The sequence below is a fragment of the Phytohabitans aurantiacus genome, assembly GCF_027923225.1.
In the GTDB taxonomy this organism is placed as follows: Bacteria; Actinomycetota; Actinomycetes; order Mycobacteriales; family Micromonosporaceae; genus Phytohabitans; species Phytohabitans aurantiacus.
In genome coordinates, this window is the sequence record NZ_BSDI01000001.1 from 217,919 (window position 1) to 241,750 (window position 23,832).

Sequence of the window (23,832 nt, forward strand, 5' to 3'; positions counted from 1 at the left end):
TCTAGGCCGACCCCGTGAGGATGACGGCGAGCCGGTCCTGGGCGGCGAGCGTGACCACGGCGACGGCGTCGCGGACGGCGACCGCCACGTACACGATCGTCGTGCCGCGGTCGGCTTCGTCTTCGTCGGGGACCGTCGTGTCGACCACGATCCCGTCGTACCGGGTGCTCTGGGGCGCCCGCTCGTTGCTGCCCAAGTTCGGCGGCGGGGTGCTGACCAGCAGGATCTCGTCGCCGGGGCGGAGCTCCTTGGCCGGTACCTGGCTCGCCTTGAGGCCGATCGCCACCTGCTGCTTGCCGGGGCCGAGCAGCGGGGTGTTGGTGAGCTGGTCCATGGTGAGCAGCGTGCCCGGCACCAGCGTCACCGCCGCCCGCTTGCCAACCACCTTGTCGATGTCACCGGCAGGCACCGGCGACAGCCCCTGGCCCCCGGCTACCTGCACGGCCACGACGTCACTGGCGGTCAGCTCGGCGCCGACCGACACCTCCCGCGAGATCGCGAGGTACGAGCCGGTGGCCCGCACCGACGTGACCGCGAACGCGGCACCCAGTCCACCGAGCGCCACCAGCAGGATGGCGAGGCCGAGCAGGCCGGGACGCATGCGGCGCTGGCGCACCACCTTGGGTGGCTCGACGGGCGCGGCGACCGGGCCGCCGCCCACCTTGTGGTTGGTCGCGAGGCTCACCTGGTCACCACCTGCAACTCGTCGATCTGTATGTCGCCGGTCGCGACGCGGGTCGGGTTCTCGTCCAATGTGCCGGAGCCGCCCGCGCTGCTCTCCCAGTCGACGGTCCACGAGGTGGTCGCCTCGATCGTGTACTCGCCCGCTTTGTCGTACAGGTGGCCGCAGTCGGGCGAAGGACCCTTGGCGCCCTTCGGGTACGGCGTGCCGCCGGTCGGGCACTCGATCGTCTTGCCGTTGCCCAGGTCGAAGCTGAGCCTGGTCACGCGCGCGGTGATTTCCACGGTGAGCCCACTGTCTGATGCGGAGTTCCGGATGGGGCCCCAAGTGTTCGGTGATCTCCCGACCCAGAGCCACACCGGGAGTCCGACAAGTCCCGGTCCTTGATCCGGCTTGATGTTGATGTCCGGCACGGCCAGCGTGATGGCGGCCAGCGCGCGGCGCGCAAGCGTCACAGGGCTCGGCGGCGTGCCGCCCGGCGGGTCGGGGAACCAGTCTGGCTCGCCGACTCCCGCCAGGCAGGTGGGCGTGTACCAAGCGCCGTCCGGCGAATCGTCCTTCGGTGGCAGCTGCGGCTCAGTGAGCTTGTAGTAGCAGCCGTCATCCCGGTTGAACCACCCGAAGATCGGGTCGTAGCAGGGCACTTCTTCCTCGCCGCGGAAGCACTTGTCGTTGCCCCCGCTGGAGCCGCCGCCATTGTTACCGCCACCGTTGTTGCCACCACCGCCCGGCGTCTCGTCGACGATCTGGCAGTCGGTCTGGCCCGGCGGGCACTCGACGTCGGGCGGGGCGGCGACCGCGGCCGGCGCCGCGAGGAGCGTCGCGAAAAGAGCGAGTATCGGCAGCAGGCGGCGGGTCAGCATGGCTGGTCCTCGTGAGTCGCGCCGTCGCTGATCAGCCAACGGCCATCCGGGTACCTGGTCGCCGTCGCGGTGGCCACATAACGGCCGCCAGCCGCGCCGGGCACGGGCTTTTTCGAGTTGGCGTAGACCATCTTGTATCCCGTGGAGTCGATGCAGTCCTGAATGGACACTGTGGGCGGCTTGGCGGCCAGGTCGACGGTGGTCACCTGCGGATCGGAAACGAGCTTTCCGGTGCGCATAGCGCCATGCACTTTCAAATCACGAACAGCGTCACGCACCCGCGTCAATAGCGGGTCGGCGACGTATTTCGTCAGGTCGGGGTGTTTGGGGTCTGGCTCGAGCGACGCCGCCCGAGATGCGGTTAAATACCCCGTGTATGCGGCCATTGCGGCCTTGGACGCTTTTGCCGCCTCGACATCGTTTGAGGCGGACGCCGCGGGGGCCGCGGCAGCGGAGTTTGACGACTTACCAGAGGTTGAACAGGCGGTCGCCCCGCCAACGAGTATTACGGCGACGAGGACCGTTGAGGCTCGGCCCAGGTGCTGCATGCGCAACTGTGCACCCTCCCCTGCACTTGCGTCCGGCGCCTCCAGCCGGCCATAGCCATCCCCCCGGGCAGTGTCGAATCGGCTCTCGGCGGTGCGGAAACACCGAGAAGTGCACCCAGATGGGCAGCATAGGCTGACTGCCGCCGATGCAACAGAGGCAATCGAAACGATCACGGTACGTAGCGGGAGCTGAGTGGATGACGATCAATGCGGACGGGGTGCTCATCGTGGTGGCCCTGCTGGCTGGTGCGGCCCTCGGCCCACTCCTGCGTGCGCAGATCCTCCACTTCGCGGTACCCAGTGAAGAAAGCTGGCGACGTGACTGCCCGCAATGCGGCGCGGCCCTGCTTCCGACCGCATGGCGCGCCCTGCCACCCACCGGGCGTTGCCCGCGGTGCCGGCAGCGGATCGGACCGGCGCCCGGCCTCGTGGAGGCCGTGGCCGCCGCGACGCTCGCACTCCTCGCATGGCGGGTTTCCGCGCCGCTGCCGCTCGCGGCGCTGTGCTGGGCGGCGGTGTTCGGCGTCGTGCTGGCGTTCGTCGACGTGGCCGTGCACCGCCTGCCCGACCGCCTGACGCTGCCGGCGGCCGGCGGCACCGCTGTCCTGTTAGGACTGTCGGCGGCGGTGGACGGCGAGCCCCGCCGCTACGTGGTCGCCCTCGCGAGCGCGCTGGGGCTGGCCGCGTTCTACCTGATCCTGGCGCTGATCGCGCCCGCCGGCATGGGGCTCGGCGACGTGAAACTCGCGTTGTGCGTGGGCCTGGCGGCGGGCTGGTTCGGCTGGCCAGCGACGGTGATGGCGGCGATGGCCGGCTTCCTGCTCGCCGGCTTTTACGCGGTGGCCCTCCTGGTCACAGGCAAGGTGGGCCGCAAGGATCACATCCCTCACGGCCCATTCATGCTGCTCGGCGCCCTGGTCGCGGTGACCCTCGCCGCGGTGTAGGGCTCATGGCGAGCCCCACCCGCGGCGAGTGAGATCAACCGCCGGCTACGGCCGTGCCTACCTGGGTACCGGAGACAGTGCCGCCCATGTACAGGCCACCCACGGGAGTACCGGAGACGGTGCCGCCGGTGTAGATCCGGTACGTCTGGCCGCGGACGATCTGGCTCGACGAGAGGAGCACGCCGCGGAAGACCTTGCCGGACCGGTACGCGGCGATCTGGGTACCGGAGGAGTTGACCAGGTGCACGATCGTGCCGGCCGGCTGGTTCGCGCCGAAGGTGTACGACACCCAGCCCTGCCCGGTGGTGGGCAGCCGGGACGTCGAGGCGGTGATGCCGGTCGCCAGCACGGTACCGCCGGTGAAGGTCAGGGCGCCGTTGGAGTCGAGGCCGCCCTCGCCACCGCCCCGGGTGGGCGAGCCGGCGGTGACGACGGTGCCGCCGGAGATGGTGAGCGTGCCGTTGGAGTCGATGCCGTCGGTGCCGCCGCTGACCACGACCTGGCCGCCGGTGATGGTGATGAAGGCGTTCGGCGCCACCTGGGACTCGTTCACACCCTCCTCGGAGGCGTTGAGGGCGTCGTCGGTGGAGGTCGCGTTGACCGAGCCGCCGCTGATCGTCAGCTTGAGCGCCTCCAGCCCTTCGTAGGACCGGGTCACCGTCACGCTGCCGGCCACGACGTTCAGCGTGGTCTCGGCGTGCACGCCGTCGTCGGCGGTGGCCACCGTGTGCGTACCGCCGTCGACGACAATCGCGGCGTCGGAGTGGATGCCGTCGTCCGAGGAGTCCACCGTGGTCTGGCCGTCGCTGAGCGCGAGCAGGACGCCGGCCTTGAGGCCCTTCGACGAGCCGTCGGCCGGTGGCGGCACGGTGCTGCCACCGCCGGTGCGGGCGGAGACGGTACCGCCGGACACCACCACGTCGGTGGTCGCGCTGACGCCGTCGCCGGCCGCGGTGACCGACAGCGAGCCGCCCGCCACGTGGACGTACCCGCGGGTGGCGTCCGCGTCATCGTTGGACTTCACGCCGTCGCCGCCCGACGAGGTGGCGGTCACCGTACCGCTGTTGAGCACCACGTAGTCCTGGCCGCGGACGGCGTCGTCGACCGCGTTGACCGTCAGGTTGACGGAGTCGATGACCAGGCCGTCCTCGCTGGCGATACCGTCCACCGCGTTGCCCTGCACGGTGAGTGACCCGGTGCCGGTGATGGTGAGGTTGTCCTCGCTGAACAGGGCGGCGGTCGAGGTGTCGGTGGTCGCGCGGGTACTGGCATCGGTGAGGCGGTTCGTCGTGCCCGCGTTGACCACCACCATGACCTCGCTCGCGGCGGCGACGTGCAGCGCGGAGGTGGTGGAGTTGGCGATCGTGACGCCGTTCAGCAGGATCCGGACGATCCCGGTGCCGGTGCTGTTCACCACGATCCGGCCGTTGGTCAGCGAGCCGGTGAACTGGTAGGTGCCGGCCGCGGTCACGGTCACGGTGCTGCCGCTGACCGTCACACCGGTGGCGGTGGTGGTGGCACCGCTGCCGGTGAGCTGTACGGCCCGGACGTCGGCGCTGTTCCAGGCGTGGTCGGCGGCGGAGTCGTGATGGGCGGCGTTCGCGGCCATCGCCTGCCCGGCCGCCGGCCCGGCCGCGAGAACGGCCGTGGGGGTACCGGCGACAGCCACGCCGGCGGTGGTGATGGCTGCCGCCGCGGTGAGCATCGCGATTCGTGGGGAGCGTCGCATGTGGTCGGTGTCCTAACTGTCTGGGGTGGACGGTTGGAAGTACCTGCGGAGGGTGCGGCGCCACCGGTTCGATGGCAGGTGCGGGCGCAGCGCGACCAGACCGGTCGCGTACTTGGAGATGGACGTCGGGCGGTGCCCGCGGGCCCAGAGGAGGCGGTCGACGCGGCACGCCGCCGACCCGGTCTTTGTCTCGACCACCGCCATGTCCGGCAGGCACAGCGTGTGGCCGGCGTCGTCCCAGCCCAGATCGACGTCGATGGTGACCCGGCTCGCGGACGCCGGCAGATAGAGCGTGCCGCGCCGGTAGCGGGTGACGAGGGTGGGGCCGAACACCAGCCCCGCGCCGGTGATCGCGCTGCCGGCGAGCACGGTGTCGACGAACGCGCGGCCCGGCGCGACGGTGGTGTGGTCGTCCGGCCGGTACGGGAGCCGGCTCTTGACCGTACCGCCGCGTGCCCCCTCGGTCTTCACCTCGAGCCAGCACGTTGCCGAGTCGAGGTAGCTTCTGGTTCTCACCTTGAATCGGCGGCGGCGCCGGTGTGCGGCGAGCCGGAAACAGGTGAGGTCCGGGGTGTCGAAGTAGACCGACTCGTAGCGGAAGACGCGCGCGCCGCCGATCTCCAGTACCTGGGTGTCCGGGGCGACGTGGGGCAGCAGGGCGGCCAACTCGCCGACCGGGAGCACGTACTTGCGGTCCATCCGGGTCTGCAACTCGGCGCGCTCGGTCAGCTCGGGCAGGTCGATCGGCGCCAGTTGATCCAGAGTGGACAGAGCGGTGTGGACGGTGGCCGCGGTCACCGGGACAGTCCCACCTCGGCCAGCCGCTGGGTGCCGACACCCGCGCGGTGCGAGTACCGCACTTCCACCACTGTGGTCTCGTTGACGAGGTCGACACGGTCCACAGTGGCGGTGTGCACCCGCGCGCCGAGAAGCTGCTCCAGTTGGGCGACGAGCGCCACGTGGTCGGTGACGGCGGAGTCGAGCACCACGACCTGGCGCCGGTAGTTGCGCAGGAGCCGGGGGTGGTCGCCCAGGTACATGACCACGAGGATCAGGGCCATCAGCGCCGGTGCGAGCCACGCTGATCCGCCGCTCAGCGGGCCGAGGATGCCCATGGCCAGGGCCGAGAAGTAGTACGCCACCTCGTGCTGGTCCAGCTCGGTGGAGCGCAGCCGGATGATGGACAGTACGCCGAACAGGCCCAGGCCGAGCCCGGCGCCGACGTCACCGGAGCTCAGCGAGCCGGCGACCGCGAGGACCCCGACGTTGACGCCGAGATACGCGACGACCAGGTCACGCCGGCGGTGGCGGGGGAAGTAGAGGCCGAAGACGAGTACACAGACCGCGACCAGATCGATCGCGAAGAGTGCCAGTCGCGTCATAGGATGAGCCCTCCAAGGTGTCCGCCTGGTGAACGGCCGTCGCCCCCGCGATGAATGATCGATGGAGATCAATAGACTAAGGGACGATGGCGCGGCTCAACCTCAGAGTTACCTCAAAGTTTCGCGGCTCAGGTGACGCCGATTCGGGGGAATGGCGCGGTGGAGAAGATGACTTCCACGGGGACCTCGAAGTATTCGGCCAGGCGCAGGGCCAGGTGGAGGCTCGGGCTGAACTCGCCTCGCTCCAGATAGCCCACCGTCTGGTAGTGCACGCCCAGTGCCTCGGCGAGTTGGCGGCGCGAGATACCGCGCTCCGCGCGCAGCATCGCGATGCGGTTGTAGATCACCTCGCTCATCGGCACCGCCTCACGTTATCCGCTGCATTGCCTTTTCCCGGCGGGCCGCCACGCTGGAACCGGACTCCCGCCGGGCCATGCGCCGCAGCACGATCGGTGCCAGGATCAGTCCCGCGATGGCCCACACGCCCAGCACACCGGCGGTCTCCAGGTGCCGCCACGAGTGGCCGAACTCGACCGCCGCCATGCTGTCCGGCAGGAGCGCGGATCGCATGCCCAGACCCAGCCAGTAGATCGGGAAGGCCTGAGCGACGCCCTGAAGCCAGCCGGGAAAGTTGGTGATCGGGTAGAAAATCCCGGACGTCGCGATGAGGCCCATCATCGGCAGCATGATCAGGCCCATGTTGCGCGGGTTGGAGACTAGCGAGCCGAGGATCGCGCCGATGGGAAACGTGGCCACCATGCCGAGCACCGATACCCAGCCGAGCGTCAGCCACGCGCCAGGGTCGCCCAGGTTCAGCCCGCCGACGAGACCGGCGCCGGTGACCAGGTACAGCGTGATGCTGACGGCTGTTATCCCGGCGACCGACACGATCTTGCCGACCAGATACCCGACCATGCCGTTCGGAGTGGCCTTGGCGCGCAGCAGGGTGCCGTCTTCGCGCTCGGTGGCGAGCGCCATGGCCATGGTGATCAGACCGCCGAACGCCACGGTCATGCCCAGCGCGCTCGGCAGCGTGCGCGAACCCAGCGAGAAGTTGGTGCCCGGAACGGTCGAGCCGCGCATGAAGAACATGACGAAGAACAGCAGGACGGTGGGAAAGAAGTAGTTCCACAGGTCCTGCGCGTTGGTGAAGGTCTGGCGCATCTCGATCCAGCCGCGCGAAACGCCGGCGCGGGCCGCGGTCAGCGTGGGCGTCATCGGATGGCCTCCTCGAACGCGCGGAGGGCGGCGCCACTGCGCCCCGACTCGTACTCCCGCACCAGCGCCACGTAGGTGTCCTCCAGGCTGGCCCGGCGCACCTCCAGATCGGCGATGCCCTCGCCGTACTGGGCGAACAGCTCCCGCACGAACCCGGTGGCGTCGGCCGCGGCGTGCACGAAACGAGCCCCGTCGCGGGTCCACCGGACCTCCGCGTCGGTGGAGACCCGCCGACTCAGCTCGTCTGCGGAGCCGTCCGCGATGATCGAGCCACCGGCCAGGATCAGGATGCGGTCGGCCAGCTTCTCGGCCTCGTCGAGATCGTGCGTGGTCAGCAGGATCGTGGTGTCGTCCAGGTCCGACAGCCGGTGCACCAGGTCGTGGAACTCGCGGCGGGCCTCCGGATCGAACCCTGCGGTCGGCTCGTCAAGAAAGAGCAACTCGGGGCGACCGACGATGCCGATCGCCACATCGAGCCGCCGCCGCTGGCCGCCCGAGAGCTGCCCGACCCGCTTGTGCGCGTGCGGCGTGAGCCCGACAGCGTCGACCAGATCGTCCACCTCCCACGGGCGGCGGACGTGGTCGGTGGAGTAGCTGGCGTAGTACGAGCCGAGGTGCGCCAGCAGTTGGCGCACCCGCCACTTGCTGTGGTCCCGCCACGACTGGAGCACCACGCCAAGCCGGGCCCGCCACGCCTCCGTGCCGTGCCCCGGGTCGACACCGAGCACAGAGACCTCGCCGGCCGAGCGGATGCGAAAGCCCTCCAGGATCTCGATCGTGGTGGTCTTGCCGGCTCCGTTGGGACCGAGCAACGCCAGCACTTCACCCCGTCGCGCGGTGAACGAGACACCCGTGAGCACATCCGTCGTGCCGTACCGCATCCGCAGGTCACGGACGTCGATGACCACGTCAGGCGTCATAGATCTCCACCTCCCCGTATGAGAGATCCCGCAAAATGTAGCAGGTCTACTACGGGTGGAGCCAGATCTATGGACGCGTCCAGGCGATGAAGCGCTCGTACAGCTGCGTTGTCGTGGCGGTGGTCAGCTCGCCGGCCGCGTGACCGAGCTGGGTCGCCATGTAGACCGCCAGGTTGACCCGTTGCTCGCCGTACTCCTCGCAGAGTTGGTCGCGCGCGGATGCGCACGGCCAGTCCTGGCCACATGTCGCACATGTCCAGGCTGGCCGGACCGGCGTATGTTCGCCGGTGGCCATGCTCCTCACCCCCATCGTCCGGTAGCTGTGAAGGACGGTAGGGGCGCCGTTGGGCCGCGCCGTGGGGCGCGATGTACGACCTTGCGGAAACCGTGGCGGTGTATGAGGGACGTGGCGTCCTACGCCGCGATCCCCATCCGCTCAGCCAGGCCCACCAGACCCGGAAGGCGCTGCTTACGGCGGCGCGGCAGCAGCTCGGCGATGATCGTGCGGGCGATGGTCTGGTGCGGCAGCATCTCAGCGGCGAGCGCCTCCACGGTGCGCAGCGTGTCGACGGCGTCCTGCGAACGCCAGTCGCTCATCTGTGCCCAGGCCACATTGAGCAGGTATCGCGCGTGCATCGCGGTGGGCAGCGCGGCCGGCCGCTCGACGCGCTCGGCCAGCCTTATCGCGTGACGCGGGCGATCGGCGGCGATCGCCACGTCGACCGCCTTCATCGCGGCCACCGTCGGCCCGAAGGCCATCCCCACGTACCGGCTGTAGTGGTCGCCGCGCATGCGAGCCGCCGCCGCCTGAACGAGACCCAGCAGTTCCTGCGCCTCCGACTGCCGGCCCGACCGGGCGACCGCGGTGGTCGCGTACCGCAGCAGCTCACCCCAGACCGCCACCTGGTCGGTCGACGCCCGGGAGAGCGCCGGCTCGATCGACTCGGCGGTCGACACCGCGATGTGCTCGGCCTCGGACCAGAGCCCCTGCCGCGAAAGCACCCACGACCGGGTCGCCTGCTGGCTGGCGTGCAGCAACTCGTCACCCGACGCCTCGGCGGCACGCATGCCCTCGGTGAGCGCGAGGTGGGCCAGGTCTTCGTGCGCCAGGTGCGCCAGCAGCGCCGCGGTCACCTGCATCAGCTCGGCCAGCAGCGCGGCCCCGGGCGCACCCGACTCCGAGGCGGCGGCCCGCGCCTCGCCGATCCGCTCGGGCAGCTCGCAGGCCAACTCGCCGTACCGCCCGGCCCAGTACAGGCGCCACACCTCGGCGACCCGCGGCCGCAGCGCCGTCACGGCCGGCGGCGCCACCTCTGCCGGGCGTATCCCCAGCACCGCGCGCCGGATCGAGCCCACCTCGCCGTTCGCGGGGCCGGCCGGCAAGCCGCGCGGCTTGCCGAGCAGGTCGGCGGGCGTGACATCGAGCGCGCGGGCCAGCGCGGTGAGACTGGCGATCCGGGTGGCGTGCCGCTGGCCCTGCTCCAGCTTGCGCACGAGATCGACGGAGACGCCGGCACGCTCGGCGAGGTCACGCTGTGACATCGCCCGCCGGCGGCGGAGGGCGGAGAGCTGAGCACCGAGCGTGGACCGCATCGCAGCTCCTCGGCCGAGGACCGTCTTATATCGACGGTACGCTCTGCTAACCGCATGGCGAAGCCCCTAAAGGACGAATGAATTGCTAACGGCGTGGCGAAGCCCCTAAAAGACGAATGAATTGCTAACCGCGTGGCGAAGCCCCTAAAGGACGAATGAATCCGTCCAGAGCTGGCGCGACCTGCCCGAGAGCGCGTCCAGCATGGCGGCCGCCTGCCCATCGGTGAGCGCCGCCACGAAGTCGATGATCGCCCGGCCGCGGGCCTGCACCGCCCGGTCCGGCGTGGCCGGGTCCAGCTCTGCTTCGCCCATCTCCACCAGGTCGTGCAGCCGCCTCGGCAGCCGCGCCTGCTCGTCCGGGTCGAGCAGCCAGGCGTGCAGCGCCTCGACGAGCGTGCCCAGCAAGTTGGCCTGCCCGCGCTGGTGCAACGCCAGGTCGGGCCGGGCCAGTACGAACCGGTGGTGCACGAACTTCAGCACCTGTACCTCGTGCCACTGCGCCGGCGCCAGCAGCACGTGCCCCGAGCGCACCGGCGGCTGTGCCTCCACGGTGATCGCGTCGATGAACCGGCGGGTCCAGCGCGCCGAGAACCGCGCCACGTACTGCTCCGCCTCCACCGACCCGTCGAACGGCGCCGCCAGCAGGCCATCGACCAGCTCGTGGCGGACCTGCTCCACCGCGTCGGCGAACGCCGTGTCGTCGCTGATCCAGCCGTCTTTGCGGTGCAGCTGGCGGCGTAGTTGCTCGATCGAACGCCCCGGACGGCGAGACCCGGCGTCGAGCGCGGCGGCGGGCAGATCGCGCAGCTCGTCACGCTCGTTCTGCCAGGCGATCAGCTCGGCGGCCACCGCGCCCTGCTGGAGCACGCCGACGCGGTAGAAGTCCTCGACGTCGTGGATGGCGTACGCGATGTCGTCGGCGGTGTCCATGACCGAGGCTTCGACGGTCTGCTGCCAGTCGCTGATCCGGCCGGCGAACGGCTCCCGGGCCTGCCGCAGGTCGTCGACCTCGGTGCGGTACGCGCTGAACTTCGCCGAGCCGCTCGACGGGTCGTCGGGCGGCCCGCTGGCGCCCCGGGGTGGCGGCACGAGCAGGCGCGGGTGCGGCTCGGGGTAGTCGTGCCGGGTCCACGGATACTTGAGCATCGCCGCGCGGACGGCCGCGGTCAGGTCCAGGCCCGTGGCCTCGCCGCGGATCTCGGTACTGGTCACGATCCGGTACGACTGTGCGTTGCCCTCGAACCCGTCCGGTACACCCAGGCGGTGCCGGGCGAGCCGGTCGAGTACCTGCTCGCCGAGGTGCCCGAACGGCGGGTGACCCAGGTCGTGGCCGAGCGCCGCCGCCTCGACCACATCGGGGTCCAGGCCGCCGAGCTTGTCGAGCAGCACCCGGTACCGGTCATCGGCGAGCAGCCGCTCGGCGATGGCCCGCGCCACCTGCGCGACCTTGAGGCTGTGCGTGAGCCGGTTGTGCACCAGCAGGCCCGAGCCGCCCGGGCTGATGACCTGGGTGACGCTGCCCAGCCGGCTGAAGAACGGCGAGCTGACGATCCGGTCGCGGTCGACCCGAAACGGGCTGGCCGCCAGGTCGCCGGGCGCGATCGCCGTGCCACCGAAGAGCCGGCGAGCCCGCGGGTCACCCATCATCTCCATGATCCGACATTAGTACCCACTGTTGCCCTCTGGCCCGTGTTACCTTGGGAGTACGAGCCGGTGACAAGGGGTCCAGGGGACCTCTTCTCGGGAGACCGAGATAGCCGGCTCCTACTATGCCCGGCCCCACGGAGCAAAGATCGATCGCAGGCCCGGCTTCACACACAGATCAAACCAGCTACAGGTGCGTCCTTCTAGCTTTCGCTGGACGGCCCAAAGACCATAATCAGCTACCTGGATTCCCCAGGAACTTGGAGCATCCCAAATGCACGGCACGATCGTGCGATCGTCCACTTGCGCGCATACATCTTCAAGCGCGTGCCTGATGGCGTCACGTTTGTTGTTCGTCTGCAGGGAACCGACGATGACGAACAGGCGGTCTCCTGGATGCGATACCTGCCTAGCTATCTCCTTGAAGTGCAGGTACCAGGCAACCTTATATAGCCGTACGGGTCCGGCCTCGCGGATCGAACGGTACGCGTTGGCCTTCAGAAGGAACGTCGTATCGAACCTTGGGCGCTGCGCCTGGATGAGAGCGAAGACTTCGGACCGCGTGGCGTGAGAGTCGTTCTTCGCGTGAAAGCCTCTCGGAAGCCGCACGCCCCGGCTTTCGAGATCGCAACGTAGCTGGAGGCCCTCCCACAGCTCTTTTCCGTGTCCGTCAGCGAAGACAGCCGTGCCAAAGCCAAAATAGCGACTGGCACCCGCCGTGCCAGCCATGTCAAGGTCGCCTGTCTCGTCGGCGTACATGAAAAGGTCGGCCACCGCGTGCACGCTAGCAGAATGTCTATCCGCAATTTGACCCGTTAATGCTTGCGATCATTTCACGAATTCAAACGCGGATGATCTGGTGCTGTACCGCCCAGGCGCCGGTGTGTGCAGCCGCGCCGCACCGGTCAGCACGAGCCCGGGACGCGGAGTGAACGCGTCGAGCGCGGCGGCGACCAGTAGGCTCTTGCCCATGCCAGCGGCGCCGGTAACAACCACAGGCAGGGGCGCACCGCCCAGCCGTGACCATGCGCGGACCAGCTCCGCGAGGTGGTCCGCGCTATTCGCAGGCTGGATGACATGAGCTTGATCTTGCGTGCGGCCATGCTCAGCCACGTCGGCCTCGTCCGGTCCAACAACGAGGACTCGGCGTTCGCCGGCCGTCGGCTGCTCGTGATCGCCGACGGCATCGGCGGGTTGCCGGCGGGCGAGTTGGCGAGCGATCTGATCGTCAAGATGCTGGCGCCACTCGATGATGGGCCCGAGCCGGAGCACCCGCTCGCCTCACTTCGCGAGGCGGTCGAGGCCGCCAACCGGCAGATCCGCGAGACCGCCGACGCCGAGCCGGGCCGCGAGGGCATGGGGTCGACCGTCACATCGTTGCTGATGGCCAGCGAGCAGATCGCGCTGTTTCACGTGGGCGACTCGCGGGCGTACCTGATGCGCGATGGCGCGCTGTCGCAGCTCACCAAGGATGACACGTACGTACAGACGCTGGTCGACCACGGAGTGCTCACGCCCGAGGAGGCGCGTGCCCACCCGCAGCGCTCGGTCGTGACCCAGGCGGTGCAAGGCGACGAGTTCACGCCGTCCGGCGCCATCCTGAGCCCGCAGGCCGGCGACCGGTACCTGCTGTGCAGCGACGGACTCTCCGACTACGTGTCCGAAGAAGCGATCGCCGCTACCATGCGCACGTACCCCGACCAGCGCGAATGCGTCGAGGGTCTGGTGCAGCACGCCCTGCACGCCGGTGCCCCGGACAACGTGTCGGTCATCATCGCGGACGTGTCCGCCTAGGATCACTGCGTGACGACATCGCTTCAAGAGCGGATCGCCGAGGAGCTCGGCGTCCGGGAACGGCAGGTGGCGGCGGCGGTCGAGCTGCTCGACGGCGGTGCCACCGTGCCGTTCATCGCTCGCTACCGCAAGGAAGCCACCGGCGCGCTCGACGACGCGCAGCTGCGCACGCTGGAGGAGCGGCTGCGCTACCTGCGCGAGATGGAAGAGCGGCGCACCGCGATCCTGGAGTCGATCCGCAGCCAAGGCAAGCTCGACGAGGCGCTCGAAGCGCAGATCATGGCCGCCGACTCGAAGGCCCGCCTCGAAGACATCTACCTGCCGTACAAGCCGAAGCGGCGCACGAAGGCGCAGATCGCGCGCGAAAACGGCCTGGAGCCGCTCGCTGATTTGCTGATCAGCGACCCGAGCCAGGACCCGCGGGCCGCGGCCGCCGGCTTCACCAAGGAAGACCTCGACGCGACGGCCGCCCTGGAGGGCGCGCGCCACATCCTCGCCGAGCGGTTCGCCGAGGACGCCGACCTGATCGGCGCGCTGCGCGAGCAGATGTGGTCGCGCGGCCGGCTGCTGTCGAAGGTACGAGACGGCAAGCAGGACGAGGGAGCGAAGTTCGCCGACTACTTCGACTTCGCGGAACCGTTCACGAAGTTGCCGTCGCACCGCATCCTGGCGCTGTTCCGGGGCGAGAAGGAGGAGATGCTCGACCTGACGCTCGAGCCGGAGGAGCCGCAGCCCGGCCTCGGCTCGTACGAGCAGCGGGTCGCCTCCCACTTCAACATCTCCGACCAGGGCCGGCCCGCCGACCGCTGGCTGCTCGACACCGTACGGTCGGCGTGGCGCACCCGCATCCTGGTGCACCTCGACGTCAACCTCCGCACCCGGTTGTGGCAGGCCGCCGAGGAGGAGGCCGTCCGGGTCTTCGCGGCCAACCTGCGCGACCTGCTGCTCGCCGCGCCCGCCGGCCCGCGTACGACGATGGGGCTCGACCCGGGCTTCCGCACCGGTGTGAAGGTGGCCGTCGTCGACACCACGGGCAAGGTCGTGGCCACCGACACGATCTACCCGCACGTGCCGCAGCAGCGCTGGGACGAGTCGATCGCCAAGCTGGCCAAGCTGGCGGCCACCCACAAGGTGGATCTCGTGGCGATCGGCAACGGCACGGCGTCTCGCGAGACCGACAAGCTCGCCGGCGACCTGATCACGCGCCACCCGGAGCTGAAGCTCACCAAGGTCATGGTGTCGGAGGCCGGCGCGTCGGTGTACTCGGCGTCCGCCTACGCCTCCGCGGAACTGCCCGAGCTCGACGTGTCGCTGCGCGGTGCGGTCTCGATCGCCCGGCGACTGCAGGACCCGCTGGCCGAGCTGGTCAAGATCGACCCGAAGTCGATCGGGGTTGGCCAGTACCAGCACGACCTGTCCGAGGTGAAACTGTCGCGGTCGCTCGACGCGGTGGTCGAAGACTGCGTCAACGCGGTCGGTGTCGACGTCAACACCGCGTCCGCCCCGCTGCTCACCCGCGTCTCGGGTATCGGTGAAGGGCTGGCGCAGAGCATCGTGCTGCACCGCGACGCCAACGGCCCGTTCCGGTCCCGGAAGGCCCTCAAAGAGGTCCCGCGGCTCGGCCCGAAGGCGTTCGAGCAGTGTGCCGGCTTCCTGCGCATCCGCGACGGCGACGACCCGCTCGACGCGTCGAGCGTGCACCCAGAGGCGTACCCGGTGGTCCGCCGGATCATCGAGGCGACCCGCACCGAGGTGGCGGCCCTGATCGGCAACGGCCCGGTCCTACGCGCGCTGAAGCCGACCGAGTTCGTCGACGACCTGTTCGGCCTGCCGACGGTCACCGACATCTTCAAGGAGTTGGAGAAGCCGGGGCGTGACCCGCGCCCGGCCTTCAAGACGGCCACGTTCGCGGAAGGCGTCGAGAAGATCGGCGACCTGCAGCAGGGCATGGTGCTCGAAGGCGTCGTGACCAATGTGGCGGCCTTCGGCGCGTTCGTCGACGTGGGCGTCCACCAGGACGGCCTGGTACACGTGTCCGCGATGTCCAAGACCTTCGTCAAGGACCCGCGCGACGTCGTCAAGCCGGGTGACATCGTTCGGGTGAAGGTTCTGGACGTCGACGTGCCGCGTAAGCGGATCTCGCTGACCCTGCGCCTCGAAGACGCGGCGGAGGCTCCTGCCGAGCGTGCCGAGCGCCCTCGCCGCGAAAGGCCTGGTAAACAGCCTGCGCAGCCCTCGCGGCCGGCGCAGGGCGCGATGGCCGACGCACTGCGACGCGCCGGATTGGATCAAGGTCTAGGCGGTCAGCGCCGCAGCCCTAGATAATTTGCGAGAAGGTTTCTGTTATTCCGCAGGGCGCACCCGCATCTCCTATTGCGCAGGGGTCGGGTGCGCTCGGCCGTACGTGCCGAAGAGACGCGAAGCGAGGGTGTCCGCGCATGACGTACGGGATGACCGCAGGGCGGCATCGTGGCGAAGGTGCCGAAGATGCGCTGGTGCGCGAGCTGTATGAGCAGCACGCGGCACCGTTGCTGCGGTTCGTGCTTCAGCTTGTGGCGGGTGACCGCCAGAAGGCGGAAGACATCGTGCAGGAGACCCTCCTGCGCGGGTGGCGCAATGTCCACCGGTTAGGCGGCGAAGGCCACTCATCCCTGCGGCCGTGGCTCGTCACCGTCGCCCGGCGGATCGCGATCGACGAGCACCGCAGCCAGAACGCGCGACCGCCGGAGACGTACGGCGTCGACCTGGAGACGGTCTCCGAGCAGGACGAGAGCGAGCGGGTGCTGCGCCGCATGACGGTGACCGCCGCGCTGCGCACGCTCACGCCATCGCATCAGGAGATCCTGATGGAGACCTACTTCCGGGGCCGCACCGTGGCGGAGGCCGCCGAGGCGCTCGACCTCCCCCTCGGTACGGCGAAGTCCCGGGTGTACTACGCGCTGCGCGCCCTGCGCACCGCCCTGGAGCAGCGCGGCGTCACCGGCGCCATCTAGAAGGTCACCAGTGGGTCGCCTACGAAGTCGGCGATGAAGTTGACGAAGAAGAAGCCGAAGAAGAGCACGTTCGCGCCCAGCAGCACGTAGTGCCACGGGCGCGGGCGGGCCGGCCTCGGCAGCTTGCTGTTCAGGTACATCAGCATGAACGGGAAGATCAGCGCGCCCAGGTTCGACATGTTCGCCGACCACTGGACCAGGCTCACCGGCAGCGCGAAATGCAGGATCACCGAGATCACGACGATCAGCAGCAGCATGAACGGGTAGTAGAAGCGCCGCGGGTCGCCCTCAATGAGCTTGCGCAGCGCCGGGCTGGTGGCGTGTGCCGCGTCGGTGGTGACCCGCACCATCGCCTCGAAGATGCCCAGCTGAGTGCTGAACAGGATCAGCACGCCCAGGACCAGCGCGACGTAGAACAGGAACCGCCCGTACTCGACATCGAGCACACCGGCCACGAAGGTGGGCACGTTGGCCTGGGTGGGCGTCTCGCCTGACAGCTCCACGGCGCGGGCCATGAGGATCGTCGGCAGCAGCATGCCGAGCATCGCCCCGACGAAGAAGACGCCCCACATGTCGGTGAGCAGCAGCCGGTACCAGCGCCGCCAGCGGGCCGTGTTGGCCTCGTCGTCCGGGAACGTGACGCCGACGGGCAGCAGCTCGCGCTTCTCGCCGCGCAATCCGGAGATGTACCCGGCGCGGAAGCCCATCCCGTAACCCTTGTCGCGGTAGTGGCCCATCACGTACCAGTTGAGGCCGGACGCCAGCGCCGTGAACCCGGCCAGCGCGCCGAGTTGGGTCGCGGTGATGCCCTCCGGCGGCGAAGCCGGGGTGAAGAAGCCGCGGATGCCTTCCCACCACAGCTCGAACGGCACGATGAACAGGTCGATCAGCAGCAGGCCGATCAGGATCGACACGACCATCAGCCAGTTCGCGAGCTCCAGCGCCCGGCTGATCCGGCGGGCGGACGCGGTGATCGCGAACACCACCAGGAGTAATCCGATCGCCCACAGTCGCGGCTCCTCCGCACCGGACCTGGGCAGTTCGCCGTGCACGAGCGCGTACATGCCCTGTCCGGCACCCGCGGCCCAACCGCCGGCGATGAACGCGAAGATGACCAGTGCCACCGAGACCGGTACCCACAACAGGAACCCGGGTGGCACGCGCCCCCAGCCGACGACCGGCACCTCACCGGTGGCCAGCACATACCGGGAGCACTCGACGTTGTAGAACGTCTGCAGCAGCGCGGAGACCAGGATCACCCAGCCGACACCCACGAAGCCGTACTGCCCCACCGCCTGCGGTCCCAGCAGCCATTCTCCGCTGCCGATGGAGATACCGAGCGCGATGAGGCTGGGGCCGATGGCGTACTTGACGAGCTCCTTCGGCCCAAGACGGCGTACCCCGAAGACCTCCTCAGGTTCCGGCAGGTCGGCGAGGCTGAGCGGCGGACGGCTGACCCCGAGCTGGTACGAACGGAGTTCTGTCACATCAGCCATACGATCAAGGATCGTCTATGACGTGATGTTTGTCACTACATCAACAGGCTTCGAGGTCAGCGAGATCGACGGCCTCGGTGGTATTAGCGACGTGCAGGCCCGGGCGCGGACCACCGGAGAGCGTGTAGATCGAGGTGCCGATGGCCACGACACCGAGACCGTGGCGCGGCGTCGGCAGTGGGGGCAGGGCCTGCCACGTGCTGGCTTCAACGTCGTAGATCTCCGCCTCCTCGAAGGTCGCGTCTGCCTCGCCGCCCACCGCGACGATCCGGCCCGAGCAGGTCGCCGCGGCCGCTAGCCCACCACGCCGGGTCGGCAGGTCGGGCAGCTTGCGCCACTGGCCAGTACCCGGATCGAAGACCTCGAAAGCGCTGAAGTTGCCCTGCCCACCGGCCCGGCCACCGACCGTGTAGACGAGCCCGCCGAAGCCGGCGCCACCCAGGTGTTCGCGCGGCGTGGGCGGGCCGGGCGCGGCCGACCAGCGGTCGGCCGCGACGTCGTACACGAGCATCTGCCGGGACAGGCCGCCCGCGTTGACGCCGCCCGCGACGTAGATCGTGTTTTCCACGGAAACGGCCGTGCCGGCGCCGCGGGACTGCGGCATCGCGGCCACCGGCCGCCATACATCACCATCCAGCCGGTACGCCGCGGCGCTCGCGTCGCCACCCTCCTGGAAACCGCCGAAGAGGTACACCGTGCCGCCGGCCGCCGCGGCCATGGCGTGGTTGACGGCGACGGGCAGATCCGGCCCGCGCTCCCAGCGCCCCGTCGCGGTGTCCAGGATCTCCAACGTCGAGACCGTGCCGCCGTCTTCGCGGTAGCCGCCGATCACGTAGATCCTGGTGCCGACGACCGCGGCCGCGACCTCGGTGCGCTCGGACAGCGCCGGTGCGAGCGTGCGCCAGGCGAGCGCGGATGTGACGCGGGGCGCGGGGGTGCCGTCGTCGGGCTCCGGTGGCCGGCTGTCGGAGCAGCCAGCGGCGAGAAGAACCAGCAGTGCGAGCGATACGCGTCGCATCCGGGCAGTCTGCCACGCGCCGGGCCGGTCGGGTATGCGATCGTGCGGGCATGCGCAAGTACGTGGTCATGGGCGTCCAGGGCAGCGGCAAGGGCACGCAGAGCGCTCTGCTGAGCAAGGCGTTCGACCTGGTCCACATCAGCGTCGGTGACATCTTCCGGTGGCACGTCCAGCACCACACCAAGCTCGGCGCCCAGGTACGGCGCATCATGTCGGCCGGTGAGCTGGTCGGTGACGACCTCGTCGAGGCGGTGGTCCGCGACCGGCTGCAGATGCACGACTGGAACTACGGCTTCGTCATCGACGGGTTCCCGCGCAACGGCCGGCAGGCGGAGTTCTTCCTAGAGAGCTACGACATCGACGGCGTGATCCACCTCGACCTGCCGGACGAGGAGGTGCGCCGGCGCGTGCTCAACCGGCGGCTGTGCACGCGCTGCGGCATGGACTACAACCTCATCGCCGACCGCCCCGAGGTCGAAGGCCGGTGCGACGTCTGCGGCGGTGAGCTGGTTACGCGCGCTGACGACACCCCGGAGGCGCTGGCCTCCCGGCTGCGCGAGTACCACAGCAAGACGCGGCCGGTGCTCGACATCTTCCGCCGCAAGGAGTACGTGGTGAACGTGGACGCGCGGCCGGACCCGGAGACGGTCCAGCGCGAGATCCGGAAGCTACTGGGACTCCCCGTCGACTGAGTGCCCGCTACCCTTCCCGGGTGAGCAGACCCGAGTGGGCGCCATACGGAGTCGACCTCGACCGGCCCAACGCGGCACGCGTCTATGACTACTACCTTGGCGGTGCGCACAACTTCGCCGCCGACCGCACGATGGCCGAGCAGGCCCTCGCCGACTGGCCCGAGTTGCCGCTCATCATGCGGGCGAACAGGGCGTTCATGCGACGGGCGGTCAGGTTCCTGATCGACGCCGGTGTCCGCCAGTTTCTCGACCTCGGCTCCGGTATCCCGACAGCCGGCAACGTGCACGAGGTGGCCCGAGCCGCCGCCCCGGACAGCCGCGTCGTGTACGTCGACATCGATCCGGTGGCCGTCGCGCACAGCCGCGCGATCCTCGGTGACGACCCGCGTGTCGTGGCGGCACAGGCCGATCTGCGCGACCCGCCCGCAGTCCTCGACCTCGTGCGTCGTGAGGGCTGGCTCGACCTGTCCCAGCCGGTCGCGGTGCTGCTGGTCGCCGTGCTGCATTTCGTGCCCGACGGCGACGATCCGGGCTGCATCATCGCCGCCTATCGCGAGGCGATCGCGCCGGGCAGCTACCTGGCGATCTGTCATGCGTCCGCGGATGGGCAGGGCGAGCGGGCCGAGAAGCACCGTGCCCTGTACGCGCGCACTCCCACGCCGATGACCATGCGCTCCCGGGAGCAGATCGACGCGCTGATGAAGGGGTTCGAGCCGGTGCCGCCGGGCTTGGTCCACATGACACGGTGGCGTCCGGACGATGTGGACGAAGAGCCGGTAAACGCGAGCAACTTTCCGGGATACGCTGCCGTCGCGTTCCGTCCCTGAGTGGAGGATCAGTGCCCCACGTTCCCGTGCCCGATGGCCTGCCCGGTATCACCGGCCTCCTGGCGTTCAAGCCCGCCACCGGCGTGCGGGTCGCCGACCTGATGCACGAGCTGCTGCGCGGCGAAAGCCCGCTCACCCCGGCCGAGCGCGAGACCATCGGGGCGTACGTCTCACACCGCAACGAGTGCGAGTTCTGCGCCCGGTCACACAGCGCCACGATCCCGCACCTGGGCTCCGGTGCCGAGCTGAGCGAGGCGGCGCTCGTTGGGCCGGCCGCCGAAGGCATCTCGCCGAAGTTGCGCGCCCTGCTCGCGGTCGCGGGAGCGGTCACCGAGGGCGGGCACCGGGTCAGCGACGAGCTCGTCGAGACGGCGCGGGCGGCGGGCGCCACCGACGAGGAGCTGCACGACACGGTGCTGATCGCGGCGGCGTTCTGCATGGCCAACCGGTACGTCGACGGGCTGGACGCCGTCACGCCCACCGAAGACGCGGCGTACGACCAGATGGGCGTCCGCCTGGCCCGCGAGGGTTACCGCCGCGCGCTCTGACTCCGTGATCAGGGCGTCCCTGAAGTCGTTAGGGCGCCTTGAGGGACGCCCTGATCACGGGTTCACCAGGCGAACGGGTCGCTGCGGGCGGTGCCGGGTAGCGCCCTGGCCTGGTCGGGCACCTGCCAGGTCAACACCACGGTGTACCGGCGCCCGCGAGCCGGGGTGGCCTCGAAGCCGCCACAGGTGCGCTCGCGGGCCCGTTCGGTAAACGTGAGGCCGCGGCACAGAAACGGTCCCGCGACCGCCCGGCCGGTCGCGGCATCGACAAGCTTCAGCGTGACGTCGATCCGGGAGCCGACCATGGCGCGCACCTTCCCGGAGAGGCGCACGGCCGGACCGAGCGCGTGACAGGGCTGAGCCATCGCCGGCTGCCCGAAGCTCCACGCGAACCGCCCGCACCGCCACGGGCCGTAGGCTCTCTCCTTGGCCTCCGGGCGATGGTTGCGGTCGGCGGCCTGGGCGAGCGCGGCGGGACGGCGTACGGCCGATGCGGTCGCGCTGGCGACGGCGGTCGGCGTCGCGGCGATGGTGGAAGCCGATTCGGGGCGGGGCGCCAACCGGTGCGCGACCCGGGTGCGGTCGCTGTCCCACTGGAAGACCAGCGCACCGCCGGCCACGGCCAGGCAGGCGGCGATGAGCGCGGCCGGCCACGCGCGGCGGGCGATTCCTGTACTTGTGCCGCGGCGAGCGTGCCTGGGGCCGGGCGGGCGGGAGCTGACAGCGGCCGCCTCGGCAGGCAACGGGGTGAGCGCCGGCAATCCGGCGGTCGCCACGACGAGGGCACGCATCCGGTCGACGAGGTCGGCGGCGGTGGGCCGGCGGTCCGGCGCCTTGCCTGTGCACGCCTCGATCACCTGCCACATCGCGTCGGCGATGCCTTCGTACCGGCGCGGCACGTGTTCCAGGTGCCGGCCGAGGACCGCGGCGGACGGCCCACCCGCGTACGGCGGACGCCCGACCAGCAGCTCATAGAGCAGCACGCCGAACGCGTAGACGTCGGTGGCCGGCGTGGGCTCCCCGCCGTCGATGACCTCCGGCGCGAGGTAGTTGGGGGTACCGACGAGCGCGCCCGTGGTGGTCAGCCCCGGCGAGTCGACGATGCGGGCCACGCCGAAGTCGGTCAGCCGCGCCTGCGGGTCGCTGCCCTCCGGCTGGCCGAGCAGCACGTTGTCGGGCTTGAGATCGCGGTGCACGATGCCCTGCCGGTGCGCCTCGACCAGCGCGGCCGCCACCCCGGTGAGGATGGCGGCCGCTTCGCTGGGCGGCAGGGTGCGCCGCTCGCGCAGCCGGTCCCGAAGGCTTCCCCCGGGCACCAGGTCCATGACCAGCCCGAGCGACGACCCGACGGTGAGCAGGTCGCGCACCCGGACGACATTGGGGTGGCTCAGGGCGGTGAGGATCGCCCGCTCCTGCACGAACCGCATGACGATCTTGGGATCGCCCGCGAGCTCGTCGCGGAGGAGCTTGATGGCCACCCGCTCGCCGGTGGAGTCGTCGACGGCGCGCCACACGGTGCCCGTGGCGCCGCCGCCGATTTGCTCCTCCAGCACGTAACACCCGCCGATGCGCCGCATCCGACCTTCGTACTAGGCGGGGCGTCCGATTGCAACCGACACGTCCCTTATTATCGGAGTCCGAACGATATCGTCCTAGTAAGGGTCGCATTGTCGTCGTCGCCGTCGAGCGACCACACCATCGCGCCGGCCAGCCCCTGCGCCCGGATGTACGCCGTCTTCCGCAGCACCACCTTCGGGTCGTCGTACGTCCAGAACGTCGTGCCGTCGTACAGCCAGGCCGTACCGGCGCGCAGGTCACGATGGACCGTGAAGCCCGCGTCCGGCAGTGTCTTGAGCACCTTGTAGTCCTCGTACCCCGCTTCGTAGGTCGCGGGTGCGGCACCGGTCGAGGTGCCGAAGAGACCGTTGCGGCCACCGGTCACCCCCGTCCAGCCCCGGCCGTAGTACGGGATGCCCACGACCAGCTTGCTCCGGGGCGCACCGCGCTGGAGCCACGCGTTGATCGTGTTCTCGATGGAGAAGTCGGGGTTGTCGGGCGAGCCCGCCGGCACGCGCAGCGCCGACTGCTGGTTGGCGGTCGCCTCCCAGGTGCCGTGGAAGTCGTACCCCTGCACCGTGGCGAAGTCGAGCTTCCTCATGACCTCGCGGACCTCATACCCGGCGTCGATCGTGGCGGGGCTGGCCGGTAGGAACGCGGTGAGCTGGTAGTGCTTGCGGCTCTGCCGGCCCAGCGCGTCGAGCTGCCGCCGGAACTCCGTCACCAGCGCGGTGAAGTTCCGCTTGTCCTCGGGCCGGTAGACGGTGTCGACGTCACCGGCCGAGCCCGGCCACTCCCAGTCGAGGTCGATGCCGTCGAAGACGCCGGCCAGCGACCCCGGCCCGCCGGCGCTGCCGTCCGGGTTGGGTAGGTTGCCCTTCAGATACAGGTCGATGCAGGACGACACGAACGCCTTGCGGGACGCGTCGGTGAGCGCGGCGTCGGAGAAGTACGTCGACCAGCTCCAGCCGCCGAGCGAGATGAGCACCTTCAGGTGCGGGTACTTGGCCTTGAGCTTCTGGAGCTGCCCGAAGTTGCCGTTGAGCGGCTCACCCCAGGTGTCCGCCACGCCGTCGACGCTCTCCTCGGCGGGCACTGGCCGCTGGTAGTCGGCCCACGGGTCGCCCTCGCCCGGGCCACCGTCCACATAGCAGCGGCCGTCGGGGCTGACGTTGCCGAACGCATAGTTGACGTGCGTCAGCTTGCCGGCCGCACCGGACGTGTCGAGCTTCTTGACGGGAAACGCGCGGCCGTAGATGCCCCACTGCGTGAAGTACCCGACCTTGACGTAGCGGCTGCCCTTGCCGGTCGCCTGGGCGGCTGTGGCGGTGCCGGCTATGAGAGTGGATGCGGCCATGAGTACTGCTAGCGCTCTCCGCATGAC

General features: G+C 69.8%; 24 protein-coding genes. 7 read left to right on the plus strand and 17 right to left on the minus strand.

Annotated elements, in window-relative coordinates:
* Position 1: 1 nt before the first annotated feature.
* The 3 genes from QMG73_RS01135 to QMG73_RS01145 are packed head-to-tail and all read right to left on the minus strand — an operon-like array spanning position 2 to position 2,093.
* Positions 2 to 685, minus strand: a complete 684-nt coding sequence (locus tag QMG73_RS01135; protein ID WP_407676723.1) for an SAF domain-containing protein — start codon at positions 683 to 685, stop codon at positions 2 to 4.
* Entirely contained in the window at positions 682 to 1,545 is an 864-nt protein-coding gene (locus QMG73_RS01140; protein ID WP_281891802.1) for a hypothetical protein, read from the minus strand. Before QMG73_RS01140 ends, QMG73_RS01135 begins: the two co-directional genes overlap by 4 nt.
* Positions 1,539 to 2,093 (minus strand): hypothetical protein, encoded by a 555-nt coding sequence (locus QMG73_RS01145; RefSeq protein ID WP_407676724.1) that lies wholly within the window; start codon positions 2,091 to 2,093, stop codon positions 1,539 to 1,541. Before QMG73_RS01145 ends, QMG73_RS01140 begins: the two co-directional genes overlap by 7 nt.
* A gap of 197 nt (positions 2,094 to 2,290) precedes the next feature.
* Between QMG73_RS01145 and QMG73_RS01150 the strand changes: the two genes are divergently transcribed.
* Positions 2,291 to 3,037 carry a prepilin peptidase gene (locus QMG73_RS01150; RefSeq protein WP_281891804.1) on the plus strand — a complete coding sequence of 249 codons (747 nt, stop codon included), beginning with the start codon at positions 2,291 to 2,293 and terminating at the stop codon, positions 3,035 to 3,037.
* A 34-nt stretch (positions 3,038 to 3,071) separates the two neighbouring features.
* Here the strand turns inward: QMG73_RS01150 and QMG73_RS01155 are convergent, their stop codons facing one another.
* From QMG73_RS01155 to QMG73_RS01200, 10 genes are all read right to left on the minus strand, one after another.
* On the minus strand, positions 3,072 to 4,766 hold the full coding sequence (locus tag QMG73_RS01155; protein WP_281891805.1) for a carbohydrate-binding domain-containing protein: 1,695 nt from the start codon (positions 4,764 to 4,766) through the stop codon (positions 3,072 to 3,074).
* A 12-nt stretch (positions 4,767 to 4,778) separates the two neighbouring features.
* Positions 4,779 to 5,564, minus strand: a complete 786-nt coding sequence (locus QMG73_RS01160; protein WP_281891806.1) for a polyphosphate polymerase domain-containing protein — start codon at positions 5,562 to 5,564, stop codon at positions 4,779 to 4,781.
* Positions 5,561 to 6,148 carry a DUF4956 domain-containing protein gene (locus tag QMG73_RS01165; RefSeq protein WP_281891807.1) on the minus strand — a complete coding sequence of 196 codons (588 nt, stop codon included), beginning with the start codon at positions 6,146 to 6,148 and terminating at the stop codon, positions 5,561 to 5,563. Before QMG73_RS01165 ends, QMG73_RS01160 begins: the two co-directional genes overlap by 4 nt.
* A 128-nt stretch (positions 6,149 to 6,276) precedes the next feature.
* A complete protein-coding gene (locus QMG73_RS01170; protein WP_281891808.1) occupies positions 6,277 to 6,504 on the minus strand; it encodes a helix-turn-helix transcriptional regulator in 228 nt (75 codons plus the stop codon).
* A 10-nt stretch (positions 6,505 to 6,514) separates the two neighbouring features.
* Positions 6,515 to 7,366 carry an ABC transporter permease gene (locus QMG73_RS01175; RefSeq protein WP_281891809.1) on the minus strand — a complete coding sequence of 284 codons (852 nt, stop codon included), beginning with the start codon at positions 7,364 to 7,366 and terminating at the stop codon, positions 6,515 to 6,517.
* Positions 7,363 to 8,286, minus strand: coding sequence for an ABC transporter ATP-binding protein (locus tag QMG73_RS01180; protein ID WP_281891810.1), 924 nt, complete (start codon positions 8,284 to 8,286; stop codon positions 7,363 to 7,365). Before QMG73_RS01180 ends, QMG73_RS01175 begins: the two co-directional genes overlap by 4 nt.
* A 67-nt stretch (positions 8,287 to 8,353) precedes the next feature.
* Positions 8,354 to 8,581 carry a flavin reductase gene (locus QMG73_RS01185; protein ID WP_281891811.1) on the minus strand — a complete coding sequence of 76 codons (228 nt, stop codon included), beginning with the start codon at positions 8,579 to 8,581 and terminating at the stop codon, positions 8,354 to 8,356.
* A 119-nt stretch (positions 8,582 to 8,700) separates the two neighbouring features.
* Positions 8,701 to 9,879 (minus strand): helix-turn-helix domain-containing protein, encoded by a 1,179-nt coding sequence (locus tag QMG73_RS01190; protein WP_281891812.1) that lies wholly within the window; start codon positions 9,877 to 9,879, stop codon positions 8,701 to 8,703.
* 144 nt (positions 9,880 to 10,023) lie between these two features.
* Positions 10,024 to 11,532, minus strand: a complete 1,509-nt coding sequence (locus tag QMG73_RS01195; protein WP_281891813.1) for a deoxyguanosinetriphosphate triphosphohydrolase family protein — start codon at positions 11,530 to 11,532, stop codon at positions 10,024 to 10,026.
* Between the two features lie 114 nt (positions 11,533 to 11,646).
* Positions 11,647 to 12,297: a DUF3800 domain-containing protein gene (locus QMG73_RS01200; RefSeq protein ID WP_281891814.1), complete on the minus strand. Its 651-nt coding sequence runs from the start codon at positions 12,295 to 12,297 to the stop codon at positions 11,647 to 11,649.
* A gap of 303 nt (positions 12,298 to 12,600) precedes the next feature.
* Between QMG73_RS01200 and QMG73_RS01205 the strand changes: the two genes are divergently transcribed.
* The 3 genes from QMG73_RS01205 (at position 12,601) to QMG73_RS01215 (ending at position 16,310) form a co-directional block, all read left to right on the plus strand.
* A complete protein-coding gene (locus QMG73_RS01205) occupies positions 12,601 to 13,317 on the plus strand; it encodes a PP2C family protein-serine/threonine phosphatase (protein ID WP_281891815.1) in 717 nt (238 codons plus the stop codon).
* Positions 13,318 to 13,326: 9 nt separating this feature from the next.
* Positions 13,327 to 15,642: a Tex family protein gene (locus tag QMG73_RS01210; RefSeq protein WP_281891817.1), complete on the plus strand. Its 2,316-nt coding sequence runs from the start codon at positions 13,327 to 13,329 to the stop codon at positions 15,640 to 15,642.
* Positions 15,643 to 15,755: 113 nt separating this feature from the next.
* Positions 15,756 to 16,310 (plus strand): sigma-70 family RNA polymerase sigma factor, encoded by a 555-nt coding sequence (locus QMG73_RS01215; RefSeq protein WP_281891818.1) that lies wholly within the window; start codon positions 15,756 to 15,758, stop codon positions 16,308 to 16,310.
* Here QMG73_RS01215 and QMG73_RS01220 read toward each other — a convergent pair.
* Positions 16,307 to 17,806, minus strand: coding sequence for an Nramp family divalent metal transporter (locus QMG73_RS01220; RefSeq protein ID WP_281891820.1), 1,500 nt, complete (start codon positions 17,804 to 17,806; stop codon positions 16,307 to 16,309). The two genes, QMG73_RS01215 and QMG73_RS01220, sit on opposite strands and share 4 nt — an antisense overlap.
* A 40-nt stretch (positions 17,807 to 17,846) precedes the next feature.
* Positions 17,847 to 18,824, minus strand: coding sequence for a Kelch repeat-containing protein (locus QMG73_RS01225; protein ID WP_281891821.1), 978 nt, complete (start codon positions 18,822 to 18,824; stop codon positions 17,847 to 17,849).
* Between the two features lie 50 nt (positions 18,825 to 18,874).
* Between QMG73_RS01225 and QMG73_RS01230 the strand changes: the two genes are divergently transcribed.
* Genes QMG73_RS01230 through QMG73_RS01240 form a run of 3 tightly spaced genes read left to right on the plus strand, consistent with a single transcriptional unit; the run spans position 18,875 to position 20,891 of the window.
* Positions 18,875 to 19,516 (plus strand): adenylate kinase family protein, encoded by a 642-nt coding sequence (locus QMG73_RS01230; protein ID WP_281891822.1) that lies wholly within the window; start codon positions 18,875 to 18,877, stop codon positions 19,514 to 19,516.
* A 20-nt stretch (positions 19,517 to 19,536) separates the two neighbouring features.
* Entirely contained in the window at positions 19,537 to 20,343 is an 807-nt protein-coding gene (locus tag QMG73_RS01235; protein ID WP_281891824.1) for an SAM-dependent methyltransferase, read from the plus strand.
* Positions 20,344 to 20,354: 11 nt separating this feature from the next.
* Positions 20,355 to 20,891: a carboxymuconolactone decarboxylase family protein gene (locus QMG73_RS01240; protein ID WP_281891825.1), complete on the plus strand. Its 537-nt coding sequence runs from the start codon at positions 20,355 to 20,357 to the stop codon at positions 20,889 to 20,891.
* 62 nt (positions 20,892 to 20,953) lie between these two features.
* Here QMG73_RS01240 and QMG73_RS01245 read toward each other — a convergent pair whose 3' ends face one another.
* Positions 20,954 to 22,468: a serine/threonine-protein kinase gene (locus QMG73_RS01245; protein WP_281891826.1), complete on the minus strand. Its 1,515-nt coding sequence runs from the start codon at positions 22,466 to 22,468 to the stop codon at positions 20,954 to 20,956.
* Between the two features lie 50 nt (positions 22,469 to 22,518).
* On the minus strand, positions 22,519 to 23,805 hold the full coding sequence (locus QMG73_RS01250; protein WP_281891827.1) for a glycoside hydrolase family 18 protein: 1,287 nt from the start codon (positions 23,803 to 23,805) through the stop codon (positions 22,519 to 22,521).
* Positions 23,806 to 23,832: the final 27 nt, after the last annotated feature.